A 16,093-nucleotide genomic window follows, 5' to 3' on the forward strand; every position below is an offset into this window, starting at 1 on the left:
CAGTTGAAGACTCGACTTGATCAACTCATCGTTGATAGACAATTAGCAGCAAACGTTGAAAGTGCAAGAGCTCTTATTGGAGCAGGTGAAGTGTACGTCAACGATACTGTTTCTGATAAGCCGGGTCTGCTCCTGAAACCATCTGTCCATATTCGTCTAAAAGAGAAATGTCCATTTGTCTCAAGAGGAGGGTTCAAACTACAGGGGGCCCTCGCTACTTTCAACCAACCGGTTGAAGGACTTATATGTTTGGATATAGGAGCGTCTTCAGGAGGATTTACTGACTGCCTGCTTCAAAACGGTGCAAAGCAGGTTTACTCTATTGATGTTGCATACGGGCAATTGGCCTGGAAAATCCGCCAGGATAACAGGGTTGAAGTCCTCGAACGATTTAATGCGAGAAAATTAACGCCAGAAGATATTAATCATGCCGACGTAGGTCTTGCTGTAATGGATGTCTCATTTATCTCACTGACAAAAATCCTACCCGTTTTATTTGAACTATTTACAGGTCGAGTGGCAATTATCGCCCTTGTTAAGCCTCAATTTGAATTACCTAAAAGTGATATTGGTCCCGGTGGAATAGTGACCGACCCTGTACTTCACCAAAAAGCTATTGATAAGGTCAAAGATTTTTCTCAATCTTTTGGCTTAATCGCTGATCAAGTAATGACTTCCCCTATCCTCGGTCCGAAGGGAAACACTGAATTTCTCATACATATCACTTCAAAATAACCAGCAACATCCCCTTCCCTTTCCGGTATCATACTTCAGGAGGTATTTATGTTTTTTTATCGTCTACGTTCACAGACTGCCACTGGTTGCCTTATAACGGCCTGCCTCTTATTCTTTTGTGCAGCCCCATCTAATGCACTAAGTAAGACTAGTAAACCCAATACCTTACAACTTATTTTCAGTAATAATATGGATGCCGAGCATAAACCATGCGGAGGCTGAAAATCCAGCAAACTGGGCGGTCTGTCCGGTAAAGCAACATTTATTGAGTCTCACGTAAATCAAGAAAATTCATCTTTACTGGTACTAGATGCCGGCAAATCCCTTATAAAAAATGGGCACAGTGTAAGAGACGACTTCACGCTCTTTAAGGCGAGCCAAATTGCCCAAGCCTACATTAAAATGGGTTACGATGGTGTCGCTGTTTCGGGATCCGACGTGGGTGATGGAGGCCAATTTATTCAGGACAGTTTAGAAATGGGTATGCCCTGGGTCTCAGCAAACCTGATATCTCCCAAAAAAACAATAAACGTACCTACATATCGTCTTATACAACGCGGTTCTCTTACAATTGCAATCACTGGCATTACTGATATCCCCATCAATGACAAGGTATACAGTGTTACCCCTTACAGGACTGCGCTCACTACTGTCATCGAGGAACTTTCCGGAAAATATGATATATTCATAGTTCTTTCTAACCTACGTGCAAAAGAAAATAACAGGCTCGCCTCCCTCTTTCCCGAAATAGACGTCCTTCTAAGCTCAGATAGTTCCCTTGGTAAAATGTCACCGGTGGTTATCGGCAAAACTCTAATAACCCAAACATCGAGTCGCGGGAAATATATTGGGCTTCTCAATATTGAATGGAACGATGGTGAGCAGTGGAACAATGGCAAGTTACCGTCAATTTCTGACTTAAAATCTCGACAGACCAGACTTTTACAGGCAATTGAGCAGCTTAAAAATGATGAAAATGCAGGTAAACGTCTGACTCGGCTAGAGTTGCAGGAAAAAAGACTCGCTATGGATATAGAAAAACTGCTTGACGAACAAAAAGCTGGTCTTGCCTACAACACTCATGCACTCAGTTTCTTTCCAGTACGACCTTCAACATCCCCTGAAGATATCGAGGCAATCGTCCAAACCATTGACAAGCGCAGTCGAAATAAGTAGGAGACTTTTTCTACGCCTCAGTATCAAAAACAAAAAAGAGGCTGATTACATATGTAACCAGCCTCTTTTTACTTCAACTACTGTAACTTTCTGCTACCTGGGATATTAACATCCAAAAGCGGTTTGCAGATTAGGTACAGTTTGCTTCTTACGGCTCATCATTCCATCAATCCACATGGAACCACCGTCAAGCTTCTTATCGAAGGCTTTTTCAATAAGTGCTTCGTCATCAGAAAGTACAACGAGGTCAGTACCTTCTTTTACAACGTCAGTCAGCATGAGCAGTACAGTGTGTCGGCCATCAGCTTTAACTTCTTTCATTGCATCAACAAGTGCTTCACGAACAGAAGCAACCTGGTCTAAGGTAGCAAGCTCAAGTTGTCCAACACCAACTTTTTTACCGTTCATGTCGAAATCTTTGTAGTCGCGGAAGAGAAGATCTTTTGCAGGAACACCATCAACAGCAGACTTAGCTTTGAGCATTTCCATGAACAATTCTTCAGTGTCATCAACACCTGCAATTGCTTTAAGATCTGCAACGGCAACTTTATCATCTTCTGTACAGGTAGGAGATTTAAAGTTAACAGTATCGCTTAAGATTGCAGCTAACATTCCACCAGCAACATCTTTTGGAATTGCGATGCCAGCTTCTTTGAACATCTTGTTCAAAACGGTACCGGTACAACCAACAGGCTCTGCTCTGAAAAGAATTGGGTTATTAGTGGTAACATCACCAATTTTGTGGTGATCAACAACGGCAACAACCTCTGCAGAATCAAGACCAGCTGGGCCTTGAGCGATATCACTGAAATCTACCAATGCGATAGTTTTATCTGCAGCACTATCAAGGAACTCAGGAGCTTCAAGTCCAAAACGCTTGAGAACAGTTGTAGACTCAGGGTTAAGATCAGCTGCCGCAATCTGCATACAAGCTTTTGCTTCCTGTCCTTTAGCATTACAGTATGCTGCAAGTGCGATGGCAGAAGTTACGGAATCAGTATCAGGGTTTGCGTGTCCAACTACGTGAATAGCCATGTGTGTTCCTCCAATGGAATTATTAATGTTTAAAAACCAAAAACTACTATATTATCAGTATTAACTGTTAATGTATATAAATTCGCCACATCAAAATAGTGTGTTCAAGTACGTCAGTCAAGCTTTAATGTTTTTTCCCCTTTATCGTAACGTAATTAGCTCCAAAAACATTCGTTTTTCCGTTTACTTAACCAAACAAAATCCAGGATTATCATCTATTCTGCCGTGACTTTAATAGAAAAAACGTTTATCGTGTTTTGGTTCACCATCAATTGTTGTTATTACTACTTTAAGCCCACTGCCTACCATGACCGAAACCAACGACAATACTGATCCAAGCTTTCCTCGTTCCCGGGTAAAAAAACAATCAAACCGTGTACTCTACCTGTTTATTATTACAATCGCCTTCCTCACCGGCGGTTTTTACTTCTATCAAAAAAACTTACAATCCATTCAAGAAGGTTCGGTCGCTGGAAATGATATTGTCGTCAACAATAAAGACTTAAATGAAACTACAAATAGCGATAACACATCCAGCCCAGCTGATAACAGGTCATCCCAGACAGATAATTCCCGAGCTATACGCCATGGCGGAGAACAGGTCATCCTGAATGGTGTATCAGGTACAAGCTCATCCACAACTACTACAAACCTTGCTATCCCCCCAGTAACTAACGAGGACTCCCAAAATGTTTCATTATCTCAAGATAATGCGACCAATAGTGAAGAGGATTCCTCCACTGACGAAACGTACATCTCAGCCATTTATGCTGAACAAATTGAAAAATTGAATGGTTTTTATGAGCATCTTGACTCCCAGCAGTATATGCAGGACTTCAATCTTCCCCAGCCAAGTAAGGCTCATTTTTCAAAACTCATTCAGAAGCTGATCGATAATCCTCCCACTGTAACGAGAGAAACAGATGATTTATTTACCTTACTTAAAAACACAGCTCACTTTTTCAGGATAATTGGCAAAGATAATATTCTTGTACTTAAAGGCATTCTTGATCGGGAGAAGGACTCGTTTGAATCAATTCTTAAATCGTTCTATACTCTCACCAATAAACCGGAATTACTTACAGAGCAATATTCAATCGTCCTCGCCCAGGACTCCTTATACGACTATGCATGTTTTTTCATCAACACCATGGGCGGAAGACTGTACCTGTTTAGACGGGACTCAAATTCACGTATGGTGGTGAGCTTTTACGCTATTTCTATAATCGATCGGGCAAATGATGCAGGAAACAGTCGTCATGGAATTGACATCCGTCCCGGAATTGACTCACTTATCGAGGAAATTGAAAATGGTGGTAAAAATCTAAAGATGAGAGAATTTTATCTTGACACACTGTATGACCTTAAGGTGAAATACAATTAGTGCCTTACTCCTGAACGCCTGCCATAAATAACAGGTCGTGCAGACTCTGAGAAACTCAGGAATTGAATTTAAAATCGTACGTTTAGTCTTACCACAAGATAGTGAACGCTGTGAGACCTTCGAGGCACTTATCCCGTGAATCGGGGTTAGAATACAAAATTAACGACTTACAGAGATACATTTTTTATTTCACTATGTGACAAAAATTGTCTCCACCCATCATTTTGCAATTCACAATAAAAAATGCACCAAAAGTTGCTATGTTGCTCAAAAATAGATATTATTAAAAGGTACACTTAACTTGAGCAACAATATGGAATTACAAAGCACATCAAACCCACTATCAGTTCAAAGCACAATCTTTTCTGAGGCCTACACCAAAAACGAGTCTCAAAACAAGGCTAACGGAAGAGATACGTCTGCCAATACTAATTCTGATATTGTCTCAATTTCCCAGCGGGCAAGAGAGAAAAATGCATCGGCCACTGGTGAAATAGACAGTAGAGATGAAGTACAAAAAGAATTCGAACAGGAATTCACCCAGGAAGAACGCGCTCAACTCACTGAGCTTAAATCCCGCGACACCGAAGTAAGAGCCCATGAACAGGCTCATTTAGCCGCAGCCGGGGCATATGCTAGAGGTGGAGCCTCCTTTACCTTTCAAAAAGGTCCAGACGGCCAGGCATATGCAGTTGGTGGAGAGGTCGGAATTGATCTATCTACAGAAAACGATCCAAATGCCACCATCCAGAAAATGCAAACCATACAGCGGGCCGCGATGGCTCCTGCAAGCCCATCCTCTACAGATCGCCAGGTTGCTGCCCAAGCCTCTGTAAAAGAAGCTCAAGCTCGTCAGGAATTACTTCAGGAACAACAAGAAATCCTTCTGAGCTCTGAAGAAGAGACGCCTAAGGTAGAGGCTGTTTCAAGTTCTCAAAACAACTCTTCAGCTCCTTCAGTCAGTTCACTCAAGGCATCCCTTGCCGCTTATGAGCAAATGTCAGCTATGTAATATTACCCGACATCCAGTGCGCAAACTCATTTATTCCATACTTTTGAAAGGTTACAGTAAAATATGAAAATATCACCATTTAATGAGGGATTATTTCAGTACCTGGAGTCTTCCCCCACCCCATTTCATGCTGTACACCAATTAGAACAATATTTTCTGAACAATAACTATATTGAGTTAAAAGAAGATGAATCGTGGAATCTCAAGAAAGGTCAATCATATTTTTTATCAAGACAACAAGGTGCCTTAATCGCATTTACCCTCGGTTGCAATGAAGAAGAGACTGACGGCTTTCGAATCATTACTGCCCATAGTGACAGCCCCTGTCTACAACTTAAACCTCAGCCTGATATCAACACAAAGGGCTACAAACAACTTGGTGTAGAGGTTTATGGAGGTGCACTGCTTGCTCCGTGGTTTGACAGGAATCTTACCCTTGCAGGACGCGTTACCTGTAGTCTTGATAATGGGTCTCTCCAAGTCTTCTTAGTTAATTTCAAACGCCCCCTGCTCACCATCCCCTCAATTGCTATACATCTTAATCGCGAAGCTAATAATGCGAGTTCAGTAAATAAACAAAAAGACTTACCCCCTGTTACCGGCTTACTGCATGAAGATGAAACCGGGTCCATAGAAGAACTCATTCTCAACTATATTGGCGTCAATTACTCGTCATATGAGATTGATTGTATATTAGGTTTTGATCTTTTTTGTGTGGATACCCAGGGCCCTACACTGCTTGGATGCAAAAATGAAATAATTACGGCTGCAAGACTTGATAACCTGCTTAGCGCTTATAGTTGCAGCCAGGCTATGGTTGATGCTGGAAATTCTAAAAATACCATGTTCTATATAGCCAATCATGAAGAAAATGGTTCCATGTCAGCTACCGGTGCCCAAGGTAACTTCATCAATTCTATTATTGAAAGAATATTACCTGACCCCGAAGATCGAGGTCGCGCCCTAAGCAACACCTTTCTTGTTTCAGTTGATAATGCCCATGCAACTCACCCCAATGCAACCGACACAATGGACCCTGCCCATGACATAAAACTCAACAAGGGTGTCGTGATAAAGGTGAATGCCAATCAACGTTATACGACTAACAGCATAAGCAATGCCATTTATAAAAAATTATGTAACGAGGTGGGGATTGAATCCCAGGAATTTGTCATGAAAAGTGATATGCCCTGCGGATCGACCATAGGTCCCCTTGCAGCAGCAAGACTTGGAGTACAGGCTATTGACATAGGAGCCCCAACACTTGGAATGCACTCGATACGTGAACTTACCGGCAGTGAAGACCCTGAAATACTCTACAAGAGTCTTAAACAGTTTTTATCCAGTGATGTTCACAAACAGCTCCTCAATATATGATATATTTTAATCACTTCGTTTTTTACCTTTGCATCAGCTGTTGTGTCATTTGCCCCAAATTAGCGGAAGCTGGCCTGCACAGCTCAGTCACCAAATATAAAAACAGTGAAGTCAACGAAATTAGTATTGAGCGCCTCAAAAAGTACGATCACCTAATACGATACTTCAGCAATTTTTCCTATTTTAAACCCAACCACAAGGTAAGTGCTGATTTTGTTCGCGCGCTGATCCTCGCTGAATCCAGCGGCAATCCACGGGCGGTTTCCAACAAAAACGCACTTGGCTTAGGTCAGATACTTGTCACAACTGGTCAAGAAGCTGCACAGGTGCTGGCTAAATCTAAAACCAGGTTTCGCTACATCGATAAAAGTACCCTCGCAAATCTTAAGAGAGCTGACCTTTTTGATCCTGCTGTCAATATACTTATCACCTGCTATCTGATAGCAAAATATAATCACAGATTTGACGGCAAACTCGATCTAGTCGTGTCTGCCTGGAATGCTGGGGAGAATACCAGCTCTTTAAAAAACGGCAAACATGCTCCCTACAGGGAAACTGAAGATCTCATAGGTAAGGTTAACGCCTATTACGTCTATCTATTAAAAAATCGTATTTTCCCACTTCGATAACAACATCAGGATATAAATATGCACTTAACAGATGCATGGTATGCGCACATTACCTTTGACCTCATGGTATGATGTGTTGGGTATCCGCCTTATATTTTTGACATTTTCCTACATTTATGGTCTCTTTATAAACAGAACATCAGTAGCCGGACCATATTTTGGTATTTACAAATAAGCCCTAGAAAAGTACTATTACACAACGAGCTTAAATAAACCGCTTTACACCATCCAATTTTTGTTATTCAGAGATTTTCAGCTATCCTCTGTGAGTAATTAATTTCATACATCTTTTTATGCAAAATAACTCTTCTGCTGAACACATAGCAACCCTTTACCGCTTTTGTGCTCAAAGTATGCAGTACCCCGGACATGATTGGTTTAACGAACAGTATGTTGAAAAACTTCAACTCCTTTTAGAAACACTCGGTGGCGACAATCAGGGAAAACAACTGACAGAATTTTTTGCATCAAGCACTGATATTTTAGAGGATCTTCAGGTAGAACATACCAGATTATTTATAAATGGTGCCCCCCATGTAGCAGCGCCTCCCTACGGCTCTGTCTATATTGATAAGACCCTCAGAGGAAAGTACTCCGACAACATACTGCAATACTATAATAGAGCAGGTTATACACTCAAGGCAGGGGCAGACCTGCCAGACAGTATTGTACACCAACTTGAATTTCTATCTTATTTAGCGAAAGACCAAAACCATACAGGTGAGAAAGAATTTCTTTCCAAATATTTTCTCCCATGGTTCCCAACATTTGCAACAAGAGTAAAAGAGGAAGCAGCACATCCTTTTTACCAGATTATCATAAGCCTTATTGATTTTTTCACAAAGGAGGAAGAGGAATATGGCGTTTAAACTTTCGAGGCGAAAATTTTTACAATCAGCCTCACTAGCAGCAGTCGCTTTACCGTTATCCGATGTTATTGCATCCGAAACAGGTCTTGAGCAATCACCTTTTGAACCAAAAGGAACTGTCAAAGACGAAACCATTGTCGGTGGTGTATGTGAAATGTGCTTCTGGCGCTGTCAGCTTGTAGGTAAGAAGCGTGGTGACAGACTCGTCAAACTGGAAGGTAATCCAAAATCTATAGATAACGGAAGCTCCATTTGTGCAAGGGGTAATGCCGGGGTTCAACTTCTTTATGATCCGGACCGTTTAAAGTACCCTTTAAAAAACGTTGGTGAAAGAGGCAATCCTAAGTGGAAAAGAATCAGCTGGGAAGAAGCCTTAGACGAATGTGGCGCGAAGCTTAAAGGCATTCAGGATCAATACGGTCCCCATGGTATTTCCGTCTTTCCCCACGGTTCCAGTGCAAAGTACCCCATGCATTTTTTTGAGAGAACTGTAGGAACTCACAATGTGAGTGAAGCTTCTTTCTTTCAGTGTAGAGGTATACGCGACACTGCGTATCTTTCAACCATTGGAATGCCTCCAGGTGAATTTGTTGATATGCCAAACGCCAAGGCAATCTTTTTACTGGGTAGTCATCTTGGTGAAAATGTCCATGTAAGCCATATCAAGAGATACATTAAAGGATTGCAGAATGGTGCAAAACTTATCGTTGTAGATCCAAGGTATTCAGCAGCAGCTGCTAAATCGGATATTTGGGTACAAATCAAGCCTGGAACCGATACTGCATTTTTGCTTGCAATCATGAACTACCTGATCAAAAACGACAAACATGCTGCAGACTTCATTGATGAGTATGGTGATGGTTTCGATGAATTCAAGAACGGTATTACCGGCTGGACTCTTGAAAAAGCAGCAAAAGAGTGTGAAATTCCTGCTGAGCAAATTAAGGAAGTTGCTGAACTGCTCGCTGCAAGTGCTCCTGGTGTATCAATCCACCCAGGAAGACACGTTTCCTGGTATGGTAATGATTTCCAGCGCCAGCGTGCTCTTGCCTGTTTAACAGGTGTTCTTGGTGCATTTTTTGTCAAAGGTGGCTGGGTACCTGCAAAGAACCCAAAAGTTGGCAAGATGAGTTGGGCCAAACATGATCATGGTGACGAACACAATCTCAACATGAATGAGGATGAAGAGTATGTTCATCCGTTCTCGCCTCCGGGAACACCCACCGAGCTTATCCGTGACACTGCCCTTAGCGGCAAACCTTATCCCATTAAAGGTTGTGTTATCTGGGGACAGAATCCGATCCAGACCATCCCGGGTCAGGAGAAGATGAAGGATGTTCTCAGACAGATGGATTTCGTTATGTGTGTTGATGTAATGCCAACAGATATAACCATGTGGGCTGATATTCTACTCCCGGAATCCAGTTACCTTGAGAGATATGACCTCATCAAAACCGGAACCCAATGGGATTTTGCAGATTCTCAACAACAGTTTATAGCTCCAAGAATCCCTTTTTCAGAGCCAATGTTTGAGCGCAAGGATCAGGTGTACATCACCAATGAGATTGCCAAACGCATGGGTTACGAGGACCAGATTCCTGTTCAATCCACTAAGGAGATGGTTGAAAAAAATCTTGCTGTTGCGGGTCTTACCCTTGAAGGTGTTGTTAAAGAAGGTGGAATTCACGTTCAAAAAGGTAAAGATCCTTATAACATGCCTGAGGATTTTGAAGTTATTTTCTATAACGAAGACATTGAGGACGCAGGTTTCTCTGGAATTCCCGCCTACGAGCCTGTTGAACAACCACCGAAAGGGTTTGCACGTCTGCTCTATGGTCGTGTTCCTGTACACACCTTTAACCGTACCCAGAATAACGCATGGCTCAACAAATCTATGCCAGAAAATCCTGTCTGGATTAACGATGAGATTGCGAAAAGCCTCGGTCTTCAAGACGGCGATTCGGTTGGTTTTATCAATCAGGCTGGATTTAAGTCTCGCACCAAGACCACAGTTAAAACAACGCCAGGCATCAGAAAGGATGCCGTTTATATGGCACACGGCTATGGCTCTGCCAATCCGCTTATGAGTGTTGGTGTCGATGCTGGTGTTGATGATACCAGCCTCATGACCAAGATCACAGTTGATCCGGAGACTGGAGCCCATGGCATGAGAAATAACTTTATACAACTTATAAAAGATGACAAGATTCTGGCAATTCCAGCCTCTGTCTAACTCAGCTTTAAGGTAATTTAGGGAGGATACAATGCAATACGGAATGATTATCGACCTTGAACGATGTGTTGGCTGTCACGCCTGCACCATCGCCTGCAAAGCAGAGTGGGAGGTCCCTGTAGAATACAATCGTAACTGGGTCTATCGTATGGGACCCAGTCTTGTTGGCCAGGAGATGGCATCAACATACTATCCCGGCCTGTGTAATCACTGTCAGGAACCGGTATGTGTAGATGAATGCCCCGCTGATACGATGGAAATGACTTTTAAAAATGCCAAAACAGGTGAAACCACAACCTTGGAAGTTGCTGCAACGTGGAAAGATCCTTTTGACGGCACTGTGCAAGTTGACAAAAGTAGATGTATCGGCTGCGGAGCATGCGCCGATGCCTGTCCATACAACGCGCGTTATGTAAATCCTGACCAGACTGACGACGTATCTGATGATGGTAAGGTTGATAAGTGTACCTACTGTAAACCTCGAGTTGAAGCGGGTGAAGAACCTGCTTGTGTACAGACCTGTATCACGGGTGCACGTATTTTTGGCGACCTTGATGATCCTGAATCAGAGGTCTCAAAATATGTCAAAAACGGCGCTGTAGGAATTGAGGCCGAAGGTGGAAGCCTTGGACCTAATTCCAGATACTATGGCAAGAAAAAGGATATGGATCTCCTTATGGCGACCCAAACTCCTGAACTTGCCGACATGGGACAGGTTCGCAGACGCGCAATGCTCGCTTCACTTGTGAAACCTGCCGTGAAGAAGGCAAAAGGCCTCGGTTTACTTGGACTTGTAGGTGCTCTTGCAGTTAAAAGTTTCAATGAAGATAAAGATCAAAGCTAAGTAGCCCTTTCTGGGTACAGCCCTCTTTTCTTATATACGCGATAATCATTTGTTTGATTATCGCGTATTTTTTTGTACTATCCTCGCAAAATCAATAGTCCTGTTTTAATGTAGTTTTTCATTCAGCTATCCATAGAAAATATACGTAAGCCACTGAGGAATTAATTATGAGTACCGACGACAAAAAAATCATCTACTCGATGTATAAGGTCAGTAAGTTTTATGACACAAAACCTATCTTAAAAGACATTTCACTTTCCTATTTTTATGGTGCCAAAATTGGGGTCCTAGGACTTAATGGTTCAGGTAAAAGTACGCTTCTCAGAATACTTGCTGGAATCGACACCGAGTTTAATGGTGAAACCAATATCTCTCCAGGTCTTACGGTTGACTATCTCCCCCAGGAACCGGAACTGGGGGAAGGCAAGACCGTTAAAGAGATAGTAGAAGAAGGCGTTCAGGAGACCGTTGACCTGCTTAATGAATTTAATCAAATTAACGATAAATTTGCTGAGCCCATGGATGATGACGAAATGCAGGCCTTAATTGATCGGCAGGCCGAGGTTTCTGATAAACTTGAGGACTTAAACGCGTGGGATCTTGACAGTCGTCTTGAACTTGCAATGGACGCTCTCAGGTGTCCTCCTGCAGATACTGTCTGTGACGTCCTCTCAGGCGGAGAAAAAAGAAGGGTTGCCTTATGTCGTATTCTCCTAAAACAACCTGACATCCTCCTGCTAGATGAGCCCACAAACCATCTGGATGCTGAATCTGTCGGCTGGCTTGAGCAACACCTCCAGCAGTACTCTGGAACAGTCATTGCTGTTACCCATGACAGGTATTTTCTCGATAATGTCGCCGGCTGGATCCTGGAACTCGACCGTGGCGTAGGTATCCCCTGGAAGGGTAATTACTCATCCTGGCTTGATCAAAAAGAGAAGCGTCTCGCCATGGAAGAAAAGAAAGAGAGTGACCGACAGCGTACTCTTAAGCGGGAGCTTGAATGGATTAAGATGAGCCCAAAGGGGAAGCGTAGTAAATCTAAGGCCCGTATTAGTTCCTATGAAAAACTAATGGAAAAAGATACTGAGAAACTTGCAAATGATCTTGAAATCTTTATTCCACCTGGACCGCGTCTTGGTAAACTTGTCATTGAAGCTGAACAGGTTAAAAAAAGTTTTGGCGATCGCATTCTGGTGGAAGATATGACCTTTAGTCTACCAGCCGGTGGAATTGTGGGAATCATTGGTCCAAACGGTGCTGGTAAATCAACTCTCTTTAAAATGATCACCAAAGCTGAGGAACCCAACGAAGGAACCATCAGGATTGGAGAAACTGTAAAGCTTGCCTATGTGGACCAAAGCAGAGACAATCTCAATCCTGACCACACCATCTGGGAAGCCATTTCTGATGGGCAAGATACCGTTTGGCTCGGTACCAAAGAGATTAACAGCCGGGCCTATGTTGGCAAATTTAACTTTTCGGGTTCAGATCAGCAAAAGAAGGTTGGTCTTCTCTCCGGAGGACAACGAAACCGGGTGCACCTGGCAAGGACTCTTAAAGAAGGGGGTAATGTACTCCTACTTGATGAGCCTACTAATGATCTCGATGTCAATACACTGAGAGCTCTTGAAGAAGCATTGGAAAATTTTGGTGGATGCGCGGTTGTCATCAGCCATGATAGATGGTTTTTGGATAGAATCGCAACCCACATTCTGGCCTTTGAGGGCGACTCACAGGTTGTTTGGTATGAAGGAAATTACTCCGACTACGATAAGGACAGAAAGGCTCGTCTCGGTAGTGCAGCGGACCAGCCTCATAGAATTAAATACAGGAATTTAACAAGGGATTAAATTCAGAACGGAAAGCCAACACCACTCCTTGCGGGGTGGTGTTCAGCCCTACAATTCAAGCAACTGACCCATGAGTTCTTTAAGGGTCTCCAATTTTTCCTCTGCTACCCCCAATCCCCCTTCCCTGCTATCGGTCTCAATAACAAATGCCACATCGTTAATTCCCTGAATGCCAAGACTCGACGCAGCACCCTTGATAGAGTGGGCGGCTCCACTTATCTTGAGAGCATCTTTCTCTAAGAGTCCATCTTCAATACGTCCAATATCAGACTTCAGGGAATCTTTAAATATTTCAAGCAGCTCCCCAAGTAATTCCGCATCATCTGCGGCTTGCTCCAGGGCAAACTCTTTATCCCAATTCAGTGCTGTCATAAATAATCCTTTTTAGTTTACACTTCAGATCTTTATAGAATAAAATATCTACATATAAATTATATGACACAAGTTTCTTCTTTATCTAGAACTATTTGAAACAGAAACGATAAAAAAACCAATACCAGCTGCTAACCCCGATCAACGAGATATCATTTTATCTCACGCACAGTTGATATTAATCGCCCCTTGACGAATAACCGTAAGCGTCGACTTCTCAATTCCAACTATAGTTGAACACAATCCTGCGTTGGTAAAACCTCCATCAAGGATATAATCCACTGAGTCACCAAAAATATCCAAAACATCCTTAGCACTTTTGGCAGGGTCCATTCCTGATGTATTTGCACTGGTTGCTGTAATGGCACGGTTAAATCTTTTAACGAGTTGAGAAGCAATTGGATTGGGTGAAATGCGGATACCAACAGTGCCCGTTCCAGCACTCACTTTAGGGTCAACTGTGTCTGCAGCCGGGAATATAAGCGTGAGGGGGCCCGGCCAATACTTGCCCATGAGTGGAATGAATTCATCTGGAATTCCTGTTGTTAGTTTACCAAGCCAACTAACATGGTCTACAAGAAGAAGCAGGGGTTTATGAACAGGCCTTTTCTTAAGTTGATATAACCTGTCCACAGCCAATGGGTTCTCAGGATCAACTGCCAGGCCATAATAGGTCTCAGTAGGAAAAGCAACAATCCGACCTTGTTGTAAAAAATTTACAGCAAGGTCGATAGAACTGCCAATCCTCTTTTCTACAAGATTGTTACATCTGGATTTTTTTGGCTTTTTCTTCAACCTCTAGCACCATATCCTGACGAAATTTCACAACCTTTTTAGCAAGTTCCTGATCTGAGAGGGCAAGTAATTTAAGGGCAAAAACACCCGCGTTTTTTGCGCCCGCCTTACCAATCCCCATGGTCGCAACAGGTATACCAGGAGGCATCTGAACTGTTGACAACAGTGAGTCCATACCACCCAAAGGTGATGCATCAAGGGGGACGCCAATAACAGGAAGATCAGTATGAGCCGCGAGTACTCCAGCGAGATGAGCTGCCATACCAGCACCCGCAATTACAACTTTAAGCCCTCTTTCTGCAGCTGTTTTCGCGTATTCCGCTGCACGTTCAGGAGTTCTATGGGCAGAAGCCACCGTCATTTCACAACGCACGCCTACAGACGTTAAAAAATCTGCAGCAGCCCTCATAACAGGAAGATCAGAATCACTCCCCATCACAATTCCAACCACTGGAACCTTCTTATCCGTCTTAACGCTACTTCTATTTAAAGCCTTTGCTCCGATGTCCGTACGGTGAGAACTACCCGTCCATTGAATTGCATCGACACCCTTATAGGCACGATCCCTTGCAACCTGAAGAGTAGTTCCAACTGCCGTTATACCAAGGACACGACCTCCATTTGTAACAATCCTACCACCCTTTCTCAAGGTCCCTGCATGAAACACCTCTACTCCTGTTACTGCTGCAGCCTTAGTGAGTCCATTGATGATTTTACCATTGGTATATGCACCTGGATACCCGCCTGATGCCATAACAACACAAACCGTAGGTCGAGGATCAATCTTCATCTCTATCCGGTCTAATTTACCATCAATTGCTGCTTCGAAGATCTCAACGATATCGCTTTTAAGGCGCATAAGAAGAGGCTGGGCTTCAGGATCGCCAAATCTACAATTGAATTCCAATACATTAATCGTATCTCCGTCAATCATTAGACCTGCATAGAGCATACCTTTGTACGGCCGCCCTTCTGCAGCAAGTCCCTCAATGGTTGGTGTCATAACCTTTTCCATGACAAAGTCTGCAATTGCATCTGTTACAACTGGTGCAGGCGAATAAGCCCCCATTCCACCGGTATTTGGTCCTTCATCATTATCAAATGCAGCTTTATGATCCTGGGAAGTAGGCAGCGGCAGCACAGTCTTACCATCGGTAAAAGCAATAAAAGAGGCCTCTTCACCCGCTAAACAGCTTTCGACGACAATCTTGTTGCCAGCAGCTCCAAAGGCCTTATCAGCCATTATGGTATCCACTGCCTCTTTGGCCTCTTTGACGGTCTGAGCTACAAAAACACCCTTTCCAGCGGCAAGACCATCAGCTTTAACTACAATTGGAGCACCACAGTTTTCAATATATTTTTTAGCTTTTTTCTTTTCCTTGAAAACTTTAAATGGCGCCGTAGGAATATTGTATTTTTTAAGGAATTCCTTGGTAAACACTTTAGAACCTTCAAGAATTGCAGCTTTTTTATTGGGCCCAAAAATTCGAAGGTTGTTCTTTTCAAACTCATCAACAATACCCTCAACAAGTGAAGATTCTGGACCAACTACTGTGAGATCAATTTCTTCAGCGATGGCAAAGTCAACAAGCTTTTTAACGTCTGTGGCTTCAATATTGATACACTCTGCGAGTTTACTGATTCCCGCATTACCGGGTGCGCAATATACTTTTTCGACCTTTTGACTTTGGCCAATTTTCCATACCAGTGCATGCTCTCGCCCGCCTGAACCAACAACAAGAATTTTCATGGTTTACTCCAGATATTTGTGATTTAATT

14 protein-coding genes are annotated in these 16,093 nt (G+C 42.9%); 10 read left to right on the forward strand and 4 right to left on the reverse strand.

Features of this window, described 5'->3' with window-relative positions; all coding sequences use genetic code 11:
- The first annotated feature begins 3 nt into the window (after window positions 1-3).
- Window positions 4-735, forward strand: coding sequence for a TlyA family RNA methyltransferase (locus ACX6CI_RS08045; RefSeq protein WP_458777649.1), 732 nt, complete (start codon window positions 4-6; stop codon window positions 733-735).
- Window positions 736-1,137: 402 nt separating this feature from the next.
- Window positions 1,138-1,911 (forward strand): hypothetical protein, encoded by a 774-nt coding sequence (locus ACX6CI_RS08050; RefSeq protein WP_458777650.1) that lies wholly within the window; start codon window positions 1,138-1,140, stop codon window positions 1,909-1,911.
- A 105-nt stretch (window positions 1,912-2,016) separates the two neighbouring features.
- On the opposite strand, the gene ACX6CI_RS08055 is transcribed toward ACX6CI_RS08050, so the two are convergent.
- The gene (locus ACX6CI_RS08055) at window positions 2,017-2,946 is read right to left on the reverse strand and encodes a manganese-dependent inorganic pyrophosphatase (protein ID WP_458777651.1); all 930 of its coding nucleotides are present in this window, start codon (window positions 2,944-2,946) and stop codon (window positions 2,017-2,019) included.
- Between the two features lie 307 nt (window positions 2,947-3,253).
- On the opposite strand from ACX6CI_RS08055, the gene ACX6CI_RS08060 reads away from it, so the two are divergent.
- The 8 genes from ACX6CI_RS08060 (at window position 3,254) to ettA (ending at window position 13,147) form a co-directional block, all read left to right on the forward strand.
- On the forward strand, window positions 3,254-4,330 hold the full coding sequence (locus ACX6CI_RS08060) for a hypothetical protein (protein ID WP_458777652.1): 1,077 nt from the start codon (window positions 3,254-3,256) through the stop codon (window positions 4,328-4,330).
- A 313-nt stretch (window positions 4,331-4,643) separates the two neighbouring features.
- Window positions 4,644-5,342, forward strand: a complete 699-nt coding sequence (locus ACX6CI_RS08065; protein ID WP_458777653.1) for a putative metalloprotease CJM1_0395 family protein — start codon at window positions 4,644-4,646, stop codon at window positions 5,340-5,342.
- Between the two features lie 63 nt (window positions 5,343-5,405).
- Entirely contained in the window at window positions 5,406-6,719 is a 1,314-nt protein-coding gene (locus ACX6CI_RS08070; RefSeq protein ID WP_458777654.1) for a M18 family aminopeptidase, read from the forward strand.
- Window positions 6,716-7,348, forward strand: coding sequence for a lytic transglycosylase domain-containing protein (locus ACX6CI_RS08075; protein WP_458777655.1), 633 nt, complete (start codon window positions 6,716-6,718; stop codon window positions 7,346-7,348). Before ACX6CI_RS08070 ends, ACX6CI_RS08075 begins: the two co-directional genes overlap by 4 nt.
- Window positions 7,349-7,701: 353 nt before the next feature.
- Window positions 7,702-8,217 carry a TorD/DmsD family molecular chaperone gene (locus ACX6CI_RS08080; RefSeq protein ID WP_458777656.1) on the forward strand — a complete coding sequence of 172 codons (516 nt, stop codon included), beginning with the start codon at window positions 7,702-7,704 and terminating at the stop codon, window positions 8,215-8,217.
- The gene (locus ACX6CI_RS08085; RefSeq protein WP_458777657.1) at window positions 8,207-10,450 is read left to right on the forward strand and encodes a molybdopterin-containing oxidoreductase family protein; all 2,244 of its coding nucleotides are present in this window, start codon (window positions 8,207-8,209) and stop codon (window positions 10,448-10,450) included. Before ACX6CI_RS08080 ends, ACX6CI_RS08085 begins: the two co-directional genes overlap by 11 nt.
- A 31-nt stretch (window positions 10,451-10,481) precedes the next feature.
- Window positions 10,482-11,294, forward strand: a complete 813-nt coding sequence (locus ACX6CI_RS08090; RefSeq protein WP_458777658.1) for a 4Fe-4S dicluster domain-containing protein — start codon at window positions 10,482-10,484, stop codon at window positions 11,292-11,294.
- A 167-nt stretch (window positions 11,295-11,461) separates the two neighbouring features.
- The gene (gene ettA, locus ACX6CI_RS08095; protein ID WP_458777659.1) at window positions 11,462-13,147 is read left to right on the forward strand and encodes an energy-dependent translational throttle protein EttA; all 1,686 of its coding nucleotides are present in this window, start codon (window positions 11,462-11,464) and stop codon (window positions 13,145-13,147) included.
- 48 nt (window positions 13,148-13,195) lie between these two features.
- Here the strand turns inward: ettA and ACX6CI_RS08100 are convergent, their stop codons facing one another.
- The 3 genes from ACX6CI_RS08100 to purD form a co-directional block, all read right to left on the reverse strand.
- Window positions 13,196-13,519 (reverse strand): Hpt domain-containing protein, encoded by a 324-nt coding sequence (locus ACX6CI_RS08100; protein WP_458777660.1) that lies wholly within the window; start codon window positions 13,517-13,519, stop codon window positions 13,196-13,198.
- 162 nt (window positions 13,520-13,681) lie between these two features.
- A complete protein-coding gene (locus ACX6CI_RS08105; RefSeq protein WP_458777661.1) occupies window positions 13,682-14,314 on the reverse strand; it encodes an L-threonylcarbamoyladenylate synthase in 633 nt (210 codons plus the stop codon).
- Entirely contained in the window at window positions 14,283-16,064 is a 1,782-nt protein-coding gene (gene purD / locus ACX6CI_RS08110) for a phosphoribosylamine--glycine ligase (protein WP_458777662.1), read from the reverse strand. Before purD ends, ACX6CI_RS08105 begins: the two co-directional genes overlap by 32 nt.
- Between the last annotated feature and the right edge of the window lie 29 nt (window positions 16,065-16,093).

The sequence above is a fragment of the Desulforhopalus glucosivorans genome, from assembly GCF_054397165.1.

Excerpts from the sequence above, each read along its gene's own strand:
- ACX6CI_RS08100 (WP_458777660.1), bottom strand. The coding sequence starts at position 13,519 with ATGACAGCACTGAATTGGGATAAAGAGTTTGCCCTGGAGCAAGCCGCA.
- ACX6CI_RS08085 (WP_458777657.1), top strand. The coding sequence starts at position 8,207 with ATGGCGTTTAAACTTTCGAGGCGAAAATTTTTACAATCAGCCTCACTA.
- ettA (WP_458777659.1), top strand. The coding sequence starts at position 11,462 with ATGAGTACCGACGACAAAAAAATCATCTACTCGATGTATAAGGTCAGT.
- ACX6CI_RS08065 (WP_458777653.1), top strand. The coding sequence starts at position 4,644 with ATGGAATTACAAAGCACATCAAACCCACTATCAGTTCAAAGCACAATC.
- ACX6CI_RS08060 (WP_458777652.1), top strand. The coding sequence starts at position 3,254 with ATGACCGAAACCAACGACAATACTGATCCAAGCTTTCCTCGTTCCCGG.
- purD (WP_458777662.1), bottom strand. The coding sequence starts at position 16,064 with ATGAAAATTCTTGTTGTTGGTTCAGGCGGGCGAGAGCATGCACTGGTA.
- ACX6CI_RS08090 (WP_458777658.1), top strand. The coding sequence starts at position 10,482 with ATGCAATACGGAATGATTATCGACCTTGAACGATGTGTTGGCTGTCAC.
- ACX6CI_RS08075 (WP_458777655.1), top strand. The coding sequence starts at position 6,716 with ATGATATATTTTAATCACTTCGTTTTTTACCTTTGCATCAGCTGTTGT.
- ACX6CI_RS08070 (WP_458777654.1), top strand. The coding sequence starts at position 5,406 with ATGAAAATATCACCATTTAATGAGGGATTATTTCAGTACCTGGAGTCT.
- ACX6CI_RS08055 (WP_458777651.1), bottom strand. The coding sequence starts at position 2,946 with ATGGCTATTCACGTAGTTGGACACGCAAACCCTGATACTGATTCCGTA.
- ACX6CI_RS08080 (WP_458777656.1), top strand. The coding sequence starts at position 7,702 with ATGCAGTACCCCGGACATGATTGGTTTAACGAACAGTATGTTGAAAAA.
- ACX6CI_RS08050 (WP_458777650.1), top strand. The coding sequence starts at position 1,138 with ATGGGTTACGATGGTGTCGCTGTTTCGGGATCCGACGTGGGTGATGGA.